General features: G+C 74.3%; 18 protein-coding genes. 11 read left to right on the top strand and 7 right to left on the bottom strand.

The window, feature by feature from the left end; genetic code table 11:
• Positions 1-17 precede the first annotated feature (17 nt).
• From ACYVP9_RS00365 to ACYVP9_RS00375, 3 genes are all read left to right on the top strand, one after another.
• Positions 18-620: a TetR/AcrR family transcriptional regulator gene (locus ACYVP9_RS00365; RefSeq protein ID WP_460604255.1), complete on the top strand. Its 603-nt coding sequence runs from the start codon at positions 18-20 to the stop codon at positions 618-620.
• Between the two features lie 110 nt (positions 621-730).
• The gene (locus tag ACYVP9_RS00370) at positions 731-2,383 is read left to right on the top strand and encodes a coiled-coil domain-containing protein (RefSeq protein ID WP_460602700.1); all 1,653 of its coding nucleotides are present in this window, start codon (positions 731-733) and stop codon (positions 2,381-2,383) included.
• Positions 2,384-2,468: 85 nt separating this feature from the next.
• Positions 2,469-3,437 (top strand): DivIVA domain-containing protein, encoded by a 969-nt coding sequence (locus tag ACYVP9_RS00375; protein WP_460602701.1) that lies wholly within the window; start codon positions 2,469-2,471, stop codon positions 3,435-3,437.
• Between the two features lie 3 nt (positions 3,438-3,440).
• Here the strand turns inward: ACYVP9_RS00375 and ACYVP9_RS00380 are convergent, their stop codons facing one another.
• Together ACYVP9_RS00380 and ACYVP9_RS00385 are read right to left on the bottom strand one after the other, a co-directional pair.
• Positions 3,441-5,195, bottom strand: coding sequence for an ABC-F family ATP-binding cassette domain-containing protein (locus tag ACYVP9_RS00380; protein ID WP_460602702.1), 1,755 nt, complete (start codon positions 5,193-5,195; stop codon positions 3,441-3,443).
• The gene (locus ACYVP9_RS00385) at positions 5,192-6,118 is read right to left on the bottom strand and encodes a 4-(cytidine 5'-diphospho)-2-C-methyl-D-erythritol kinase (protein WP_460602703.1); all 927 of its coding nucleotides are present in this window, start codon (positions 6,116-6,118) and stop codon (positions 5,192-5,194) included. The genes ACYVP9_RS00380 and ACYVP9_RS00385 overlap by 4 nt, the downstream gene beginning before the upstream one ends.
• A gap of 211 nt (positions 6,119-6,329) precedes the next feature.
• Between ACYVP9_RS00385 and ACYVP9_RS00390 the strand changes: the two genes are divergently transcribed.
• Positions 6,330-7,016: a 50S ribosomal protein L25/general stress protein Ctc gene (locus ACYVP9_RS00390; protein ID WP_460602704.1), complete on the top strand. Its 687-nt coding sequence runs from the start codon at positions 6,330-6,332 to the stop codon at positions 7,014-7,016.
• A gap of 30 nt (positions 7,017-7,046) precedes the next feature.
• Positions 7,047-7,622: an aminoacyl-tRNA hydrolase gene (gene pth / locus ACYVP9_RS00395; RefSeq protein ID WP_460602705.1), complete on the top strand. Its 576-nt coding sequence runs from the start codon at positions 7,047-7,049 to the stop codon at positions 7,620-7,622.
• A gap of 16 nt (positions 7,623-7,638) precedes the next feature.
• On the opposite strand, the gene ACYVP9_RS00400 is transcribed toward pth, so the two are convergent.
• Positions 7,639-8,307, bottom strand: coding sequence for a TetR-like C-terminal domain-containing protein (locus ACYVP9_RS00400; protein WP_460602706.1), 669 nt, complete (start codon positions 8,305-8,307; stop codon positions 7,639-7,641).
• Positions 8,308-8,512: 205 nt separating this feature from the next.
• Here ACYVP9_RS00400 and ACYVP9_RS00405 point away from each other — a divergent pair, with 205 nt between their 5' ends.
• Both ACYVP9_RS00405 and ACYVP9_RS00410 read left to right on the top strand, forming a co-directional pair.
• Complete coding sequence (locus ACYVP9_RS00405; RefSeq protein WP_460602707.1) at positions 8,513-9,553, top strand: hypothetical protein; 1,041 nt, start codon at positions 8,513-8,515, stop codon at positions 9,551-9,553.
• A gap of 89 nt (positions 9,554-9,642) precedes the next feature.
• A complete protein-coding gene (locus ACYVP9_RS00410) occupies positions 9,643-11,706 on the top strand; it encodes a chaplin family protein (protein ID WP_460602708.1) in 2,064 nt (687 codons plus the stop codon).
• A 139-nt stretch (positions 11,707-11,845) separates the two neighbouring features.
• Here the strand turns inward: ACYVP9_RS00410 and ACYVP9_RS00415 are convergent, their stop codons facing one another.
• Together ACYVP9_RS00415 and ACYVP9_RS00420 are read right to left on the bottom strand one after the other, a co-directional pair.
• A complete protein-coding gene (locus ACYVP9_RS00415; protein WP_460602709.1) occupies positions 11,846-12,346 on the bottom strand; it encodes a methylated-DNA--[protein]-cysteine S-methyltransferase in 501 nt (166 codons plus the stop codon).
• A complete protein-coding gene (locus ACYVP9_RS00420; protein ID WP_460602710.1) occupies positions 12,343-13,782 on the bottom strand; it encodes an AlkA N-terminal domain-containing protein in 1,440 nt (479 codons plus the stop codon). The genes ACYVP9_RS00415 and ACYVP9_RS00420 overlap by 4 nt, the downstream gene beginning before the upstream one ends.
• Positions 13,783-13,897: 115 nt before the next feature.
• Between ACYVP9_RS00420 and rfbB the strand changes: the two genes are divergently transcribed.
• The 4 genes from rfbB to rfbD are packed head-to-tail and all read left to right on the top strand — an operon-like array spanning position 13,898 to position 17,200.
• Entirely contained in the window at positions 13,898-14,899 is a 1,002-nt protein-coding gene (gene rfbB / locus ACYVP9_RS00425; RefSeq protein ID WP_460602711.1) for a dTDP-glucose 4,6-dehydratase, read from the top strand.
• Positions 14,896-15,801 carry a sugar nucleotidyltransferase gene (gene rfbA / locus ACYVP9_RS00430; protein ID WP_460602712.1) on the top strand — a complete coding sequence of 302 codons (906 nt, stop codon included), beginning with the start codon at positions 14,896-14,898 and terminating at the stop codon, positions 15,799-15,801. Before rfbB ends, rfbA begins: the two co-directional genes overlap by 4 nt.
• Positions 15,798-16,352: a dTDP-4-dehydrorhamnose 3,5-epimerase family protein gene (locus ACYVP9_RS00435; RefSeq protein WP_460602713.1), complete on the top strand. Its 555-nt coding sequence runs from the start codon at positions 15,798-15,800 to the stop codon at positions 16,350-16,352. Before rfbA ends, ACYVP9_RS00435 begins: the two co-directional genes overlap by 4 nt.
• Positions 16,352-17,200, top strand: coding sequence for an SDR family oxidoreductase (gene rfbD / locus ACYVP9_RS00440; protein ID WP_460602714.1), 849 nt, complete (start codon positions 16,352-16,354; stop codon positions 17,198-17,200). Before ACYVP9_RS00435 ends, rfbD begins: the two co-directional genes overlap by 1 nt.
• Here rfbD and ACYVP9_RS00445 read toward each other — a convergent pair.
• Together ACYVP9_RS00445 and ACYVP9_RS00450 are read right to left on the bottom strand one after the other, a co-directional pair.
• Entirely contained in the window at positions 17,197-17,808 is a 612-nt protein-coding gene (locus ACYVP9_RS00445; protein ID WP_460602715.1) for an EthD domain-containing protein, read from the bottom strand. The two genes, rfbD and ACYVP9_RS00445, sit on opposite strands and share 4 nt — an antisense overlap.
• On the bottom strand, positions 17,805-18,551 hold the full coding sequence (locus ACYVP9_RS00450; protein ID WP_460602716.1) for an SDR family NAD(P)-dependent oxidoreductase: 747 nt from the start codon (positions 18,549-18,551) through the stop codon (positions 17,805-17,807). Before ACYVP9_RS00450 ends, ACYVP9_RS00445 begins: the two co-directional genes overlap by 4 nt.
• Positions 18,552-18,658 lie beyond the last annotated feature (107 nt).

Here is an 18,658-nt window from a genome sequence, read left to right on the forward strand (position 1 = left end):
GACGCACGCGGGTGCGCATGACCGGCCGGGAGCGGCGCGAGCAACTCGTCTCCGTCGGACGGTCGGTGTTCGCCGAGAAGGGATTCGACGCGGCGTCCATCGAGGAGGTCGCGTCCCGGGCCGGGGTCAGCAAGCCCGTCGTCTACGAGCACTTCGGCGGCAAGGAGGGTCTCTACGCCGTCGTGGTCGACCGCGAGATGGGCGACCTGCTCGACCGGCTCACCCGGGCGCTGGCCTCGGGCCAGCCGCACGACCTCGTCGAGCAGGCCGCGCTCGCGCTGCTGACCTACATCGAGGAGGAGACGGACGGCTTCCGGATCCTGTCGCGCGACTCGCCGATCGGCAGTACCGGCACGTTCTCGCTGCTGCTCAACGACGTCGCCAACCAGGTCGAACACATCCTCGGACGGGAGTTCCAGCGCCGCGGCATCGCGACCGAGCTCGCCCCGATGTACGCGCAGATGCTGGTCGGCATGGTCGCGCTCACCGGCACGTGGTGGCTGGAGGAACGCACGCCGCCGCGCGAGGAGGTCGCGGCACACCTCGTCAACCTGGGCTGGAACGGCCTGGCCCGGCTCGAACCCGAGCCGCGCCCGCTGCGACGCACCTCGCCCGACTGAGCGACCACCCACCCGACCACCCGCCCGTCCGGCAGTGACCGTCCGGCAGCGACTGTCCGGACCGCGCGGGCCGTTGTGCGGATGAAACAGGGGCCTGCCACGATGTCGCCATGACCGACCGGGACGACGACGCGACCCAGGTCGTCCCCACCCTCGCCGGCACCGGCGAGCAGCCGTGGAGCTCCGGCGGCGACACCGGTCCGAACGGCGGACGGCACGCCGTCCGCGAGCCCGGACCGGACCCCGCCGACGCCCGAGCGGCAGCCGACGACACCCGCCCACCGGCCCCGCGCCGCGGCGAGCTGAGCTCGCTGTCGGCCTACGACGAGGCGCAGGCGATCGTGTCCGACGCGCTCGCGCAGGCCTCCCTGGTCACCTCGCGAGCCGAGCAGGCGGCGGACGTCCTGCTGGCCGACGCCCGGGCCGATGCGCAGCGGATGTCGGACGACGCCCGCGCCGCCGCCCGGGTACTGCGGGAGCAGGCCGAGGCGATCATCGCCGCCGCCCGGCGCCGCGAGGAGGAGACCGAGGCCCGTGCGGCCGAGCGCACGGCAGCTCTGGACGCCGAGTTCGACGCTGCCCGCACCGCGCACCAGGAACACCTGGACGGCCTCCGGGCCGAGTTCGAGCAGCGCCGCACCGCCGACCAGGAGCAGGCGCAGCAGCGCGCCGACGAGACCGTCCGCGACGCACGGGCCGAGGCCGAGCGCATCCGCTCGCAGGCGCACGACGCCGTCGCCCGGGCCGAGTCCGAGGCCGAACGGCTCGTCGCCGAGGCGCGCGCGAGGTCCGAGCAACTGCTGGCCGACGCGCGCGAGGCGATCGAGTCCGAGAACGCCGCCGCCGCCGAGCAGACCGCCTGGACCCAGCGGACGATGGCCGAGTTGCTCGCCGCGGCCGAGAAGGACGCCGAGCAGATCCGGCAGGCGGCGACGACGGCCGCCGACGAGCACACCGCCGCTGCCCGGGCCGAGGCCGAGGCCGCCCGCGCCGACCTGCGCCGCGAGCAGGAGGAGCACGCCGCCCGCATCGCCCGCGAGCGCGACGAGGTGGCCGCCGAGTGTGCCGCCGAACGGGCCCGCGCCGAGCAGGACGCGACCGCCATCCGGCAGGAGGCCGCCGACGACGCCGAGCGCATCCTCGCCGACGTCGACGCGCAGGCGAGGCGGGCCGACGAGAGCGCCGCCCGCCGGCTCGCCGAGGCCGAGGCCGGTGCCCGCGCCATCCGCAACCAGACCGCCGCGGACCTCGAGCGGGTCCAGCGCGAGGCCCGCGAGGCCCGACGCTCCGCGCAGGACGAGGCGTCGCGCGAGATCGCCGCCGCCCGCGCGGAGGCGGACGAGATGCGATCCGCCGCCCGCACCCTGCTCGCCGACGCGCGGGCCGAGGTCGCCGTCCTGACCGCCCATCGCGACGAGATCAGCAATCAGCTCAACGACCTGTCGGGCGTGATCAATGCCCTCGCCGTCGCCGAGCGCACCGGTGACGCCGCCGACGCCGAGGCCGTCCGCCAGGCCTTCGCCGACGTCCGCCCGGCCCCCGTGCTGCCGCCGGGCGCCCGCCTGAGCGACGGACCCGACGCCGACGGACCCGACCCCGACGAACCCGACGCCGGCGAACCCGACGCCGACGATCAGCCTGCCGAACCGGGCCGGTCGGCCGTGGCGCCGAACGGGTCGGCTGCCCTAGCGTCCGCCGGGGCGTCGCCGCGGCCGTCCGCGCCGTCCGCACCGTCGGGGGACCGTCCGCCCGAATTGCCCTGAACGACCCATCAATGCCCGTTTTCGACGATTCGACAGTACGGTGCCACCACCGGCCCACCGCGACGAGAGAGAGCGCACGCACCTCATGACCGATCAGACGAGCAGCACGTTCCGCACCGTGATGCGGGGATACGAGCCGCACGAGGTCGACCGCCACCTCGCCGAACTGAACCAGGCCGCGTCCGAGGCGCAGTCGCGCGCCGACGCCGCCGCCCGCGAGGTCGAGGCGCTCAAGGCGCAGCTGTCCGCCGCGTCCGACGAGAACAAGCGTCTGGCCGCCGCCCCGTCCAAGCCGGCGCCGCCGCCCGCCCCGCCGGCCGAGCCCACCTTCCACGACTTCGGCAAGCGCATCGGACGCATCCTCGCCATGGCCGAGGAGGAGGCCGAGGAGATGCGCAGCGCCGCCGTCGCCGAGGTCGACCGCCGCCTGGCCGAGACCGAGGAGCAGACCGGCAAGGCCCGCGCCGACGCCGACCGGTACGCGCAGGAGACGCGCGACACCGCCGACCAGGAGGCGGCGCGCATCGTCGAGGAGGCCAAGCGCAGCGCCGACCAGATGATCGACGACGCCGAGCGCCGGGCGATGGCCCGCCGCGGCGAGGCCGAGGCGCTCTACGAGGAGCAGCGCGCCCGCGCGTCCAAGGCGTCCGCCGACTTCGAGAAGACGCTGGCCGAGCGGCGCGACACCGCCGAGCAGATCTTCCAGGACCGCACCGACGAGATGGAGCAGCAGCTCGCGGAGGCCCGCGACCTCGTCGCGAAGACCCGCGGCGAGTCCGACGCGATGGCGAAGGAGGCGCAGCGCAAGGCGGCGCAGCTGCAGGCGGAGTCCGAGCAGCGCGCCGAGCAGATCATCGCCGAGGCCACCGCGCGGGCCGACCGCATCCGCGACGAGTCCGACCGGGAGCTCGCCGCCGCCGTGCAGCGACGCAACGCGATCAACGCGCAGCTGTCGAACGTCCGCCAGATGCTCGCGACGCTGTCGGGCACGACGCCGAACGTCCCCGAGCTCGACGACAGCACCGCCGCCGACGCGCCGGAGCCGAAGAAGTAGGTCTCAGCCGAGCTCGTCGGCGAGCTCGAGCCACTGCAGCTCGGTGGTCTCCCGCTCGCCGACGACCTCGCGCAGCTGGGCGTCGAGTTCGGCCACCTTCGCGTAGTCGGTGGCGTTCTCGGCCAGCGCGGCGTGCAGGGTCGTCTCCTTGCGCTGCAGGGTCTCGACCCGCCGCTCGAGCCGGGCGAGCTCCTTGCGCGCGGCCCGGGTGTCGCCCCGCCTCTCGCGCCGCTCGTCCGCCGCCGTGGGTGCCGACACGACCGCGGACCGGCGCTGCAGGTACTCCTCGACCCCGCCGGGCAGCATGATCAACGACCCGTCGCCGAGCAGCGCGACGACGACGTCGCAGACCCGCTCCAGCAGATACCGGTCGTGGCTGACCACGACCAGCGAGCCGGCCCAGCCGTCGAGCAGGTCCTCGAGTTCCGCGAGGGTGTCGGTGTCGAGGTCGTTGGTCGGCTCGTCGAGCAGCAGCAGGTTGGGCTGGGCCAGCAGCAGGCGCAGCAGCTGCAACCGTCGCCGTTCGCCGCCACTGAGGTCCGAGACCGGTGTCCATTGGCGCTCGTTCGGGAACCCGAACCGCTCGGCGAGCTGCCCCGCCGTCTGCTCGACACCGCCCAGCTCGGCACGCTCGCGCACCTCGCTGACCGCCTCGAGCACCCGCTTGTCCAGGGGGAGGTCGACGAGTTCCTGCGTGAGGTGGCCGATGTGCACGGTCTGGCCGATGCGGACGGTGCCCGAGTCGGGCGTCAGCTCGCCGGCGAGCAGGCGCAGCAGGTGGGTCTTGCCCGAGCCGTTGACGCCGACCACGCCGATGCGGTCGCCGGGGCCGACGTGCCAGGTCACGTGGTCGAGCAGGGTGCGGGTGCCCCCGACGGTGACCGTGACCTCGTCGAGGTCGACCACCTGCCGGCCGAGGCGGCGTTGCGCGAGCGCCTTCAGCTCGACCCCGCTGCGCGGCTCGGGCACGTCGGCGATCAGCGACTCGGCCGCCTCGATGCGGAACTTCGGTTTGGACGTGCGTGCCGGCGCGCCACGGCGCAGCCACGCGAGCTCCTTGCGCAGCAGGTTCTGGCGGCGCGCCTCGCTCGCCTCGGCCTGCCGGGCCCGCTCGGCCCGGGCGAGCACGTAGGCGGCGTAGCCGCCGTCGAACGGGCGGACGGTCGCGTCGCCGACCTCCCACGTCCGCTCGACGACCGCGTCGAGGAACCACCGGTCGTGCGTGACGACCAGCAACGCGCCCTTGCGGGAGCGCAGGTGCCCGGCGAGCCAGGTGATGCCCTCGACGTCGAGGTGGTTCGTGGGCTCGTCGAGCACGAGCAGGTCGGCGTCCTTGACGAGCGCGGCGGCCAACGCCACACGGCGCCGCTCCCCGCCGGACAGCCGGGCCACCTCGGCCTCGAGCCCGACGGTCGCCAGGCCGAGGCCGCCGAGCACCGCGCGCACCGCGGCGTCGCCGGCCCACTCGTGGGTGGCGGCGTCGCCGACGACGGCCTGCCGGACGTTCGCCGCGGCGAGGTCGCCGCGCTGGGTGACGGTCGCGATGCGGACGGAGCGGGAGCGGGTGACCCGTCCGGTGTCGGGCTGCTCGTCGCCGGTGATCAGGCGCAGCAGGGTCGACTTGCCGCCGCCGTTGCGCCCCACCACGCCGATGCGCTCGCCGGCGCCGACGCCCAGCGACACGGCGTCGAGCACCACCGTCGTCCCGTAGGTCTTGCCGACGCCCTCGAGGTTGACGAGGTTCAGCGGTGCGCTCACGCCACGCCCCCCACCGGGCCACGGGCGGTGCGGGTCGAGCGGCACACGCCGGCGGACTCCAGGTGCGCCGCGAGCGCGGCGGCTGCGCGGGCGTCCTCGCAGAGGAACGCGCAGGTCGGGCCCGACCCCGACACGAGCCGGGCGAGCGACCCGGCCTCGCCCGCGGCCAGGGTGTCGGCGAGCCGGGGCACCAGGCTGAGCGCGGCGGGTTCGAGGTCGTTGCCGAGCCGGGCGGCGATGCCGTCGACGTCGCCGGCCGCCAGCGCGTCGAGCAGCGGACCGGCGGGGCCGAGCGGTTCGGGCGCGAGGCCCGACGACCGCAGCCGGTCGAGCTCGCCGTAGGCCGCCCCGGCTGACACGCCCGTGTCGGCCAGGGCGAACACCCAGTGCAGGTCGGCGGCGGTGGGGACCGGACGCAACAGCTCCCCGCGCCCGGTGCCGATCGCCGTGCCGCCGAGCAGGGCGAAGGGCACGTCGCTGCCGAGCTGCGCGGCGAGGGCGTGCAGCTCGTCGGCCGCGAGGTCGAGGCCCCACAGCCGCGCGCAGGCGACGAGGGCGGCCGCGGCGTCCGCCGACCCGCCGGCCATGCCGCCGGCGACCGGGATGGCCTTAAGCAGCTCGAAGCGGACGTCCGCCGGCACGCCGGCCGTGGTGGCCAGCAGCTGCGCGGCGCGGCAGACGAGGTTGTCGCCGTCGGTGGGGAGGTGGTCGGCACCCTCGCCGCCGATGCGCAGCGAGACGCCGTCGCCGGGGTGGGCGTCGAGCTCGTCCACGAGGTCGACGGCGTGGAAGACGTTGACCAGTTCGTGGAACCCGTCCGCGCGCAGCGGGCCGACCCCGAGGTGCAGGTTGACCTTGGCCGGCACCCGGACCGCGACGGTGGTCCCGCCGGCGACGGCGTCTCGGGCGGGGCGGTGGGGCACGGCGCCAGCGTAGTGAGCGCGCGGGCCGAGCCCGGATTGGGAGCCACCGGGGCGGCTGGGTACTCTGGCGAGGTTGCCCGGCGAGGGACTGCCGGTGGTCCGCCGCCGACAGCGTCCGTGATCGACGCGGTGTCGATCGACGGCGCGCGTTCCGCGCCCGCGACACCGCACGCCCATCTGTCTGTCTGTCTTTCGTTCGAGGAGTACCGCTGTGTCCGAGGTCCGTCTGTCCGCCGCGACCCGCACCGAGTTCGGCAAGGGCGCATCGCGCCGCGTCCGCCGGGCCGGGCTCGTCCCCGCCGTCGTCTACGGTCACGGCGAGGACCCGAAGCACGTCGCCCTGCCGGCCCGTGACTTCGCCGCCGCCATCCGCAACGGCGGTTCCAACGTGCTGCTGACCCTCGAGATCGAGGGCGGCGAGCAGCTGGCGATCCCGAAGTCGATCCAGCGCCACCCCATCAAGAACTACTTCGAGCACGTCGACCTGCTGACCGTCCGCCGCGGCGAGAAGGTCACCGTCGACGTCCCGATCACGATCGTGGGCGACGTCGCGCCGGGCGGCCTGCTCAACCAGGAGAACACCTCCGTCTCCGTCGAGGCCGAGGCCACCAACATCCCGACCGAGTTCGAGGTCAGCATCGAGGGCCTCGCGATCGGCTCGCAGATCACCGCCGCGGACGTCGAGCTGCCGACCGGCTCCTCGCTCGTCACCGACGGCGAGATCCTCATCCTCGCGATCGCCGAGGCGCCGACCGAGGCCGAGCTCGAGGCCGAGGTCGCCGAGGCGGCCGAGGAGCTCGGCATCGTCGAGGACGCCCCCGAGGACGAGTCCGGCGAGTCCGAGGGCGAGTCCGGCGACGGCGCCGAGGGCGGCGACTCGGACGAGAAGTCCGAGTAGGCCCGCTCCACCCCGACACCGCCCGCTGCCGTGGCCGACGACAGGTACCTGGTCGTCGGTCTCGGCAACCCCGGGCCGAAGTACGCCGGCACGCGCCACAACGCCGGCTTCATGGTCGTCGACCTGCTCGCCGAGCGGGTCGGCGGCCGGTTCAAGTCCCACCGCAGCCGCGCCGACGTCGTCGAGGGACGACTGGCGGGTCTGCCGGTCGTGCTCGCCGAGCCGCGCTCGTACATGAACGAGTCCGGCGGGCCGGTGAAGGCCGTCGCCGCGTTCTTCAAGATCCCGTCCGAGCGCATCGTCGTCGTGCACGACGAGCTCGACGTGCCGTTCGGCTCGCTGCGCATCAAGCGCGGCGGCGGCGACGGCGGCCACAACGGCCTGAAGTCGATCACCTCCGCGCTGGGCGGGCCGCAGTACGCACGGGTGCGCTTCGGCATCGGACGCCCGCCCGGGAGGCAGGACCCCGCCGACTACGTGCTGCGCGACTTCAGCGCCGCCGAGCGCAAGGACCTCGCCTTCGAGGTCGACCGTGCCGCCGACGCCGTCGAGGCCGTGCTCGCCGAAGGCGTCGAGGCGGCGCAGAACCGCTTCCACGCCGGCTGACCCGGGCTGACCCGGCCTACGTCGGCGCTGCCACCTCGCGCGCGAGGTGGGTGGCGACCGCGTCCGGGTCGCCCGGCACCCGCAGGTGTCCGGTGAGCTCGAGCAGCACCACGCCGTGCACCCGCGTCCACAGCGACCGTGCCCGCGCCGTCGGCTCGACGGGCGGACGGGCGGGCCGCGGCGTCCGTCCGTCGCCCGGCCGGGGACGGTGCGCGCGGAGCGGGGCCGACGGCTCGGGGTCGTCCCGTCCGACGGCGCGGGCGATCGCGTCGAGGGCCCTCGCCTCCGCCGCCGCGACGGCGATGGGCAGCTCGCCCGGAGCCGGGCCGAACAGCAACAGGTAGGCGTGGTGGTGCGACCTCGCCCAGTCGCGGATCGCGGTGGCGACGATCCCGGACGGGTCGCCCGCCGTGCCCGGCGCGGGCGTCGTTCCGGTCGCGGCGACCACCGCGGCGGCGAGCTCGTCCGCGGCCCGCGCCCGCAACCGCGACACCATCTCGTCGCGGTCGCGGACGTAGCGGTAGAGGGCGGGTGCGGTGAGACCCAGGCGCGCCGCGACCGCCGCGACCGACACGGCCTCCGCGCCACCGTCACCGAGCAGTTCCCAGGCGATCGCCAGGATGTCGTTCTGTACCTGCCGGCGCTGCCGGGCACGGGGGGTCTCGCGGGCGAGGTCAGGGTTCACGGGGGTTCTCCTCTCGGCGGTGACCCCCGTTCACCGTTGTTACGCGTCATCACTAGTCCATTTCGCGAAAGTGCGCAAACGATCCGAGATGCACGTTTCGCGGTCTGTGCCTAGCCTCGTCGTCACGGGGGTCCAGCGGAAACGCTGCGTAGGCACGAGTCGTGCCGCGCGGCGTCCGGCGTCGTCGAAGGCGATGGGTGGGCGGATGCCTCGGGTGGTGGCGGTTGCGATGCACGGCGCCGATGCGCCGGTGCCGCACGCTGCCCGCACGCCCCGCCTGCTGCGGCGCGCGCTGCTGTTGGCCGCTCTGGCCGGCGGCTTCTGGATCCTCCTGCTCGCGATGCACAGCGAGTCCGCGTCGGCACGGACGCCCGACAGTCCGGCTCCCGAGCGCCCGGCCGCCACGGCCCACCAGCACGCCACCGAGCGTCCCGCCGACGCCGTCCGCGACGTCGTGCGCGGCCTCGACCGGGTGGTCCGCCGCGTCGACGACACCGTCCGCGGCGCCGTCCGTTCCACCGCTCCCGAACTCGACCGCACCGTGGTCGAGCCGACGGTGAAGCGCGTCGTGCGGCCGGCGGTCACGACGGTGACCCGAACGGTCGAGCGGACGGTGACCCGCGTCGTCGAGCAGCCGGTCGTGCGCGAGGTGACCCGGACGGTCGTCCGCACGGTCGACTCGGCGCTGACCGCCACGAAACTCCGCCCCGTTCTCGAACCGGTGCTGCGGCCCGTCGTCGAACCGATCGTCCGCGTGGTCGCGCCCACGCCCGTCGCCCCGGTCGTCCAGCCGGTGGTCGACGCGCTGGTCACGCCGGCGCACCGGGACACCGTCGCCACCGACGACGTCCGCGACCGCGCCGTGTCCGCCGGCGCCGCGCTTGCCGGCGACACCTCGACCGCTCCCTCGGCCGGCCCGTCCGGCACGGTGGCCGATGCCGCACCGACCACCGCGTCGACCGATGCGTCAGTCGATGCCGCGACCGTGTCGGCGACGACCGCGCAGCAGTCGACCGTCGCGGCCGCCGACCCGGCCGTGCCGGGCACGCCGGTACCGGGTCCGTTCGATCTTCCCTCCGGAGCGGACGCGCCGCCGGCGCCCGCCGGCGGCAGCACGTCCTCCCTGGCGTGGGCCGACATCGCCGGTGTGCGCGTGACGCCCCCCGGCGTCGGCGCGATCCCGGCACGCGAGGAGTCGGTGCTGACCGGCTGCTGCGCGCTGCGCCCGACCTTCTCTCCCGACTAGGGGACCGCACCGACCGCGAAGCGGTGAGTGCACGTCCGCGGGGTCCTTCCCCGCGCTCCACTTCCCCCTAGTTCGAGAAGAGAACACCCATGAACGTCTGGCTCAGGCGCGGCCTCCAGGTCGCAGTCTTCGGCGCCGGCACGTGGTTGATCGGTACCGGCATCGCGTCGGCCGACACCGCACCCGCCGACCCCGCCCCCGTGACACAGCGCTCGCTGATCGACGTGGACCTGAACGTCCCCGTCTCGGTCGGCGGCAACGACATCAAGGTCCTCGACAACCCCGTCACCGTGCAGGGCAACGGCGTGGTGACCACCGGCCGGGCCGACAGCGGTCCGTCCGCGGTGCACGTGTCGCTCGACGCGCCCGTCCAGGTCGGCGGCAATGCCGTCTCGGTCGGCGGTGACTCGTCGGGCAGCAGCACGGACGGGTCCCCGGCGACGTCCGGCGGCTCGGGTTCGGGCTCGCTGGTCGACGTGCCCGTCACCGCACCGGTGACCGTCTGCGGCAACGGCGCCGGCGTCCTCGGCGACGCGTCCGGCAGCTGCGGCGACGCCCCCGCGGCGCCCGCTCCCTCGACCGGCGGCGACAGCGCGATCTCCGTCCCCGTCACCGCACCGGTGACCGTGTGCGGCAACGGCGTCGGCGTCGCCGGTGACGCGTCCGGCGACTGCGCGGGATCCGGCGCCCCGGCCGGTGGCTCGTCCGCCGGCAGCGGCGACAGTGGGCTGTCCGTCCCGGTGACCGCGCCGGTCACGGTGTGCGGCAACGGCATCGGCGTGCTGTCCGACACGGCGAGCGGCGACTGCAGCGGCGCCGGCGGCACCGGCGGTTCCTCCGCCGGCAGCGGCGACAGTGCGGTCTCGGTTCCGGTGACCGCACCGGTCACCGTCTGCGGCAACGGCGTCGGCGTCCTGGGCGACACCGCGTCGGGTGACTGCACGGGCACCGGCGCGGCCGGTGGGTCCGGCGGGTCGTCCGCGGGCAGTGGTGACAGTGCGGTGTCGGTTCCGGTGACGGCTCCGGTGACGGTGTGCGGCAACGGTGCGGGCGTGCTCGGCGACGCGTCGGGTGACTGCACCGGCACGGGTACCGGTGGCACCACCGGTGGGTCGGACGGTTCGACCGGCAGCGTGGCCGATGTGCCCGTGACGGCTCCCGTCACGGTCTGCGGCAACGGTGTCGGCGTGGCCGGCGACGCGTCCGGTGACTGCTCGGGTGCCGGTGTGACCGATGGTTCCGGCAGTGGTTCGGGCAGTGGTTCCGGCAGTGGTTCCGGCAGCGGCTCGGGCAGCGGTTCGGACGGCGACACCGCCGTCTCGGTGCCGGTGACGGCTCCCGTCACGGTCTGCGGCAACGGTGTCGGCGTGGCCGGCGACGCGGCCGGTGACTGCTCGGGTGCCGGTGTGACCGGTGGTTCCGGCAGTGGTTCGGGCAGTGGTTCGGGCAGTGGTTCGGGCAGTGGTTCGGGCAGTGGTTCGGACGGCGACACCGCAGTCTCGGTGCCGGTGACGGCCCCGGTGACCGCCTGCGGCAACGCCGCCGGCGTGCTCGGCGGCGCCGCTGCGAACTGCTCCGACACCGGCCTGACCGGCACGACGCCGGGATCGGGTGGGGGCGACTCGACCGTCGAGGTCCCCGTGACCACGCCCGTCACCGTCTGCGGCAACGCCGTCGGCGACGCGACCGCCACCTGCGACCCGTCGGTGCCGACCGGTGGTGGCGGTGACGGCGGCTCGACCGTCGAGGTCCCGGTGACCGTGCCGGTGACGGTGTGCGGCAACGCGATCGGCCTGCTCGGCACGCCGTCGGCCACGTGCGGCACGGACGGCGACACCACGACCCCGCCCGGCGACCCGACGGATCCCACGGACCCGACCTCGCCGACGACCCCGACGAACCCCGGGACGCCCGGCGGCCCGGGCACCCCGCCGTCGGACAACCCGGGCGTCACGAACCCGCCGGCCACGCAGCCGGGTACGCCGGCGACCGGCGTCCCCGCAACGGGTGACCCGAACCGGACGGTGACGACGACGAGCCGGCAGGAGCTGGGCTCGACCGGCGCCCCGTCGGCGGCGTTGCTGCTGGCCGGCCTGCTGGCCCTGCTGTTCGGAGGCCTGCTCACCGTCGCGGCGAAGCGCCGCGACGCCTGATCGCCGGGCTGCCGCGCCGGTTCCCCCGGCCAGGCGCGGCAGCACCGGTGGGAGGGGCCCGCTGCGTCCGTTCCCCCGGCGGACGCGGCGGGGCCGTCGTCGCCGCCGGCCCACCGCAGGGTGGGCCGGCGGCGATCGGTCACTGCAGCGACGCGAACAGCCCCGTCCGCTGTGCCTCGTGGGCGAGCAGCCACTGCTTGGCAGGCAATCCGCCGCCGTATCCGGTCAGCGAGCCGTTCGCGCCGATGACGCGGTGGCACGGTACGACGATCGAGATCGGGTTCTGCCCGTTCGCGAGGCCGACGGCGCGGGCGGCTCCCGGCACGCCGATCTGCTGGGCCAACGCCCCGTAGCTCAGCGTCTCGCCGTGCGGGATGCGGGTGAGCGCCTGCCAGACCGTCCGCTGGAACGCCGTGCCGCGAGCGTTCAGCGGCAGCGTGAATTGCGTGCGCTCGCCGGCGAAGTACTCGTCGAGTTGCGAGCGGACATCCTCGAACGCGATGTCGTCGCGCTGCGACCCGGCCGGGTCGCCGGTGGGATGGCGGCCGCTCGGCAGGTACAGGTGCGTGATGCCCACGTCGTCGCGGACGGCCAGCAGCTCGCCGAGCGGGGACGGGATCCGGGTGTGTCGGACGGTCATCGGGCTGCGCTCCAGAGGTCGGCGACGAGATGGGCCCAGAGGTGATAGGTGGCGTAGGTGCGCCACGGCGCCCAGGACGGGCGGCCGTCGGCGAGGTCGACGCCGAGGTCGTCGGCGGCGCGCCGGACGACCAGGTCGGACGCCAGCAGGACGTCCGGGTGCGCGGTCGTGCGCATGAGCAGGTAATCGGCGGTCCACGGGCCGATGCCGCGCAGCGCGAGCAGCTGTGCGCGCACCTCGTCCCGGTCGGCGCCCGGGCCGAGCACGACCTCACCGTCGGCGACCGCACCGGCCAGGCCGACCACGGCCCGTCCGCGGGCCCGGGGCATCGGCAGCCGTTCCGGGTCGGCGGCCGCGAGCGCCGCCGCGGTCGGGAAGGCCCGCCAGCCCTCGGCCACCGGCTCGCCGTACTCGGCGACGATGCGGCCGAGGACGGTGCGTGACCCGCTGACCGAGATCTGCTGACCGACCACCGTGCGTACCGCGGTCTCGAAGGCGTCGACCGTGCCCGGCGCCCGCAGCCCCGGACGCTTGCGCACCAGCGGCCCGAGCACCTCGTCGTCGCCGAGGACGGCGTCGACGGCTTCGGGATCGGCGTCGAGGTCGAGCAGGTGGCGCACGCGTCCGACGACCGCGACGAGGTCACGAAGGTCGCGCAGCCCCACCTCGCACCTGATCGCGCCGGGTTCGGGGGAGAGGGTGACGAGGGCGGCGCCGTGCGCCGCGGGGACCACCCTGGTGAACACGCCCTCGTGGTACTGCTCGAGACCGGGCACGGCGTGGGCGCCCAGGAAGTCGAGCACCTCGGCGGCGGCCATCGGCTCGCGGTACGGCAACCGCAGCACCAGCGGTCCCTGCGCCTCGACCACCCGGTCACGGGCCGCCGCGCGCAACTCGCTCGGGGTCACCGCGAAGACCTCGCGCACGGTGTCGTTGAACTGCCGCACCGAGGAGAAGCCGGACGCGAAGGCCAGGTCGGCGACGGGCAGCCGGGTGGTCTCGAGCAGCACGCGCGCCGTCTGGGCCCGCTGGGCGCGGGCCAGCGCGAGCGGGCCGGCGCCCACCTCGGCGAGCAGCGTGCGGTGCACCTGCCGTGCGGAGTAGCCCAGCCGACGAGCCAGGCCGGGCACACCCTCGCGGTCGATCACGCCGTCGCCGATGAGGCGCAGCGCCCGCCCGGCGACGTCGCCGCGCACGTGCCACTCGGGCGAGCCCGGGGACGCGTCCGGACGGCACCGCTTGCACGCCCGGAACCCCTCGCGCTGCGCGGCCGCCGCGCTGGGCAGGAATTCGACGTTGCGCCGCTGCGGCGTGATGGCCGGGCACGACGGCCGGCAGTAGATGCCCGTCGTGCGAACGGCCGTGTAGAACCACCCGTCGAAGCGCGCGTCGCGGGAGCGCACCGCCCGGTAGCAGGTGTCGTCGTCGGGGATCACGTGCCCAGTCTGCGCCGCGGGTCCGACACGGGCTGGCGGGTTTCGGACATCGCGGTGGCGGCAGGTCGCCGCGCTCGATCCGGGTGGACGCGGCGCCGCGTATACCCTCCGGTGCGTGAACGTACTGGTGACCGGGGGCATGGGCTTCATCGGCGTGAACTTCGTCCGCTCGACCTTGGCGACCCGTCCGGACGTCGAGGTGACGGTGCTGGACGCGATGACGTACGCGGCCAATCCCGACAGCCTGGCCGGGGCGGACGGTGCCGAGCGGGCCCGCCTGGTCGTGGGTGACATCAGCGACGCGGGGCTGGTCGACGAGCTCGTGGCCGCCGCGGATCTCGTGGTGCACTTCGCGGCCGAGTCGCACAACGACAACTCGCTGCGGGACCCGTCGCCGTTCGTGACGACGAACCTGCTGGGCACCTTCACGCTGCTGGAGGCGGTGCGCCGGCACGGGGTGCGGTACCACCACATCTCGACCGACGAGGTGTACGGCGACCTCGAGCTCGACGACCCCGCCAAGTTCACACCCGACACCCCGTACAACCCCTCGAGCCCCTACAGTGCGACGAAGGCGGGCTCCGATCTGCTGGTGCGGGCGTGGGTGCGCTCGTTCGGGGTGCAGGCGACGATCTCGAACTGCTCGAACAACTACGGGCCGTACCAGCACATCGAGAAGTTCATCCCGCGCCAGATCACCAACGTGCTGTCGGGCCGCCGCCCGAAGCTGTACGGCGCGGGGGAGAACGTCCGCGACTGGATCCACGTCGACGACCACAACGCCGCCGTCTGGACGATCGTCGAACGCGGCCGCATCGGCGAGACCTATCTGATCGGTGCCGACGGCGAGAGCGACAACCTCACCGTGCTGCGCACGATCCTGCGTCTGATGGGTCGGCCGGAGGACGCCTTCGACCACGTCACCGACCGCGCCGGTCACGACCTGCGTTACGCGATCGACGCGTCCAAGCTGCGCGACGAGCTCGGCTGGCGCCCGACGTACGGCGATCTCGAGTCGGGCCTGGCCCGCACGATCGAGTGGTACGACGCGCACCGCGAGTGGTGGCAGGCGGCCAAGGACGCCACCGAGAACCGCTACGCCGAGGTGGGGCAGTGAAGGGGATCGTCCTCGCCGGCGGGTCGGGTACCCGGCTGCACCCGCTGACGCACTCGGTGAGCAAGCAGTTGCTGCCGGTCTACGACAAGCCGATGATCTACTACCCGATCTCGGTGCTGATGCTGGCCGGCATCCGCGACATCCTCGTGATCACCACGCCCCAGGACCAGGACCAGTTCGTCCGCCTGCTCGGTGACGGCAGCCGATGGGGCGTGCAGCTGCGGTTCGCGCAGCAGCCGTCGCCGGACGGGCTGGCGCAGGCGTTCCTGATCGCCGCCGAGCACGACTTCCTCGCCCCGGGCGAGGGCGCGACGCTGGTGCTCGGCGACAACATTTTCTACGGCCACGGCATGGGCGGCACCCTCGTCGACTCCGTCGCCGGCGTCGAGCGCGACGGCGGCTGCACCCTGTTCGGGTACCGCGTCGGCGATCCGCAGCGCTACGGCGTGGCCACCGTCGACGCCGAGGGCCGCCTCGTCGACATCGAGGAGAAACCCGAGAACCCACGCTCGGACCTCGCCGTCACCGGCCTGTACGTCTACGACGGCCAGGTCGTCGACATCGCGCGCGACCTCGAGCCCTCGCCGCGTGGCGAGCTCGAGATCACCGACCTCAACCGGGTCTACATCGAGCGCGGGCAGGCCCGCCTCGTCGACCTCGGCCGCGGCGCCGCCTGGCTCGACACCGGAACCCAGGACGCTCTGCTCGAGGCCGCGCAGTTCGTGCAGGTGCTGCAGCACCGCCAGGGCATCACCATCGCGTGCCTCGAGGAGGTCGCGATGCGTCGCGGCTTCATCACCCCCGAACGCGCCGTCGAACTCGGCGACACCATGGGCAAGTCGAACTACGCCCAGTACCTGCGGCGGACGGCCGCCCGGTATCTCGAGGAGCAACGGCCGTGAGCGTGACCGACCCGTCCGTCTCCCCGACCGCGATCGACGGATTACTGCACATTCGCGCAAAAACGGTGACCGACGACCGCGGCACCGTGCGCGAGATGTTCCGCACCAGCGGTTACGCCGAGCTGGGCGTGCCCGTGCCGGCCCGCTGGGAACAGGTGAACCTCACCTGGACGAAGCGTGGTGCCGTCCGCGGGTTGCACGGCGAGGCCGCCGACAAGCTCATCGGACCGGCGTCGGGCGCCGTCTTCGGCGCCTGGCTCGACGCGCGTCCCGGCTCGCCCACCCATGGCGCCGTCGTCACCCTCACCCTCGAGGTCGGTGAGCAGGTGTTCGTCCCGTCCGGGGTGTGCAACGGCTTCCAGGCGCTCGGCGACCCGGGCAGCGAGTACCTCTACTGCTTCGGTGCCGAGTGGCGACCGGGCATGGCCGGCGTGGCCGTCACCCCGCTCGATCCCGCGCTCGGCATCGCGTGGCCCATCGAGCCCGACCCGTCCGACCCGGCGATGGTGTCGGCCAAGGACGCCGCCGCGCCGCGGTTCGAGGACCTCTGATGCGCTGGCTCGTCACCGGCGCGGGTGGTCAGCTCGCCACCCACGCCGCGGACCTGCTCGTGGACGCGGGCGACGAGGTGGTCGCGGTGTCGCAGCACGACCTGGACATCACCGTCGAGGCCGACGTCACCCGGGTCGTCGACGACGTGCGCCCGGACGTCGTCCTCAACGCCGCCGCCTACACGGCGGTCGACGCCGCCGAGACCGACGAGCGGACCGCCGCCGCCGTGAACGACGAGGGTCCGCGGGCGCTTGCGGCGGCCGTCGAGCGCACGGGCGGACGCCTGCTGCACGTCTCCACCGACTACGTCTTCGCCGGCGACGCGTCCTTGCCCTACGAGCCGACCGACCTGCCCGGCCCGCGGACGGCCTACGGCCGGACCAAGCTGGCCGGCGAGATCCGGGTGCGGGCGCTGCTGCCCGACCGGTCGCACGTCGTCCGCACCGCCTGGGTGTACGGCGGGCCCGGACCCAACTTCGTCGACACGATGCGCCGGCTCGAACGCGAGCGCGACACCGTCGACGTGGTCGCCGACCAGATCGGCAGCCCCACCTGGGCGCGCGACCTCGCCGCGGGCCTCGTCGAGTTGGGCCGGTCGGACGTCCCGGGCGGCACGCTGCACTACGTCAACGGCGGGCAGGCGTCGTGGTGCGACCTCGCCCGCGAGGTCTTCCGGCTCGCCGGCGCCGACCCCGACCGGGTACGGCCCACCGACACCGCGTCGTTCCCGCGGCCGGCCCCGCGCCCGGCGTGGTCGGTGCTGTCGACGGCGTCGTGGACGGCGGCCGGCCTCACCGCCCCGCGGCCGTGGCAGGACGCGCTGGCCGCGTGCTTCGAACGGGCCTAGTCCACCGTCCCGATCACCATCGCGGCGCGTGAGTGGTCGATGAACCGCTTCTCGTCCTCGAGCAGGGGGCCGCTGATCGAGGGGTCGGCGAGGATGGCCTCGAACCGCTCGATGGACGAGTAGCAGGCGCGCGCGATGCCGTCGAACTCCGGGCCGCCGAAGCCGAGGGCCTCGCGCGCCGTCGCGGTGCGGGCGTCGTCGCGATGCAGCTGGCGGTACCCCTCGGACCCGGGCACGGCACGACCGAGGTCGGCGTGCGTGGTGCTCCAGTGCTCGACGAACGCGTCGCGGGTGAGGTCGTCGCGGCGGGTCAACCCCATCGCGAGCACGATGGTCTCGTCGCCGGGGACGACGACGAACTCGTCGCCCGCGACCACCGTCGAGCGGGCGTGGTCGACGCCCTCGGCGTCGCGCAGTGCCGCGATCACGGGGTCGTCGGCCGACGTCCAGGTGAACTCGACCAGGTGCGTGTAGGCAGGCGCCTCGTCCGTGGCGTCCCCGTGGGCGAGACCGGCGAGCAGGGACGGGTCGTGCGCGACCACCCGTGCGTCCCCGGGCACGTCGGGGAAGGGGCCGGACGTCGCCACCAGGGCGATCGCGGTCGTCACCGTGCCGCTCCCTCGGCGATCGCCGCCATGTCGGGGAAGTGGGTCAGCAGCTGGCCTCCGTCGACGGGCACCGTGACGCCGGTGATCCAGCCGGCGTCCGACGAGGCGAGGAAGGCGACCAGGGCGGCCACGTGCTCGGTGCTGCCGACCGCGTCGCCGAAGGGCGTGCGCTCCTGCAGGGCCGCCCGGATCTCGGGGATGGCCATCGTCTCGGCGACCAGCGGGGTGTCGACGACGCCGGGCGCGACGGCGACGACGCGGATGCCGGACGCCGCCAGGTCGAGCGCCGCCACCTTGGTCAGCATGCCCAGCGCGGCCTTGGACGAGGCGTACGCCGCGTGGGTGCGCATCGGCATCTGCTCGTTGACCGAGGTGATGTTGACGATCACCCCGCCGCCGGCGTCCGCCATCCGCCGCGCGGCGGCCTGAAGGCAGAGCAGGGCACCGTCGAGATTGACGTAGAACACCGTGCGCCACGTCGCGAGGTCGAGTTCGAGCAGGTGCGCCCCGAGGCCGATGCCGGCCGCGTTCACCAGCACCGCGGGCGGCTGCGGCAGGGCGCCGAAGAAGCGCTGCACCGCGGCCTCGTCCGTCACGTCGACGGGGTCGTCCGGATGGTTGCGGTCGAGCACGTGCACGTCGGCGCCGGAGGCGCGGAACCGCTGCGCGCACGCGAGGCCGATGCCGGAGCATCCGCCGGTGACCACCACAGGACGTCCACCGAAGGACGCGTCGACCGTCATGCGACGGGACCCTAGGAGTAACAAGACAGATACTCAAGTAAGAGTCCGCGAGTGGCGTGACTTGTGCCCGCGGCACGACAGAATGGCCGTGCCCCTGGACACAAACT

The organism is Jatrophihabitans fulvus, assembly GCF_054781375.1.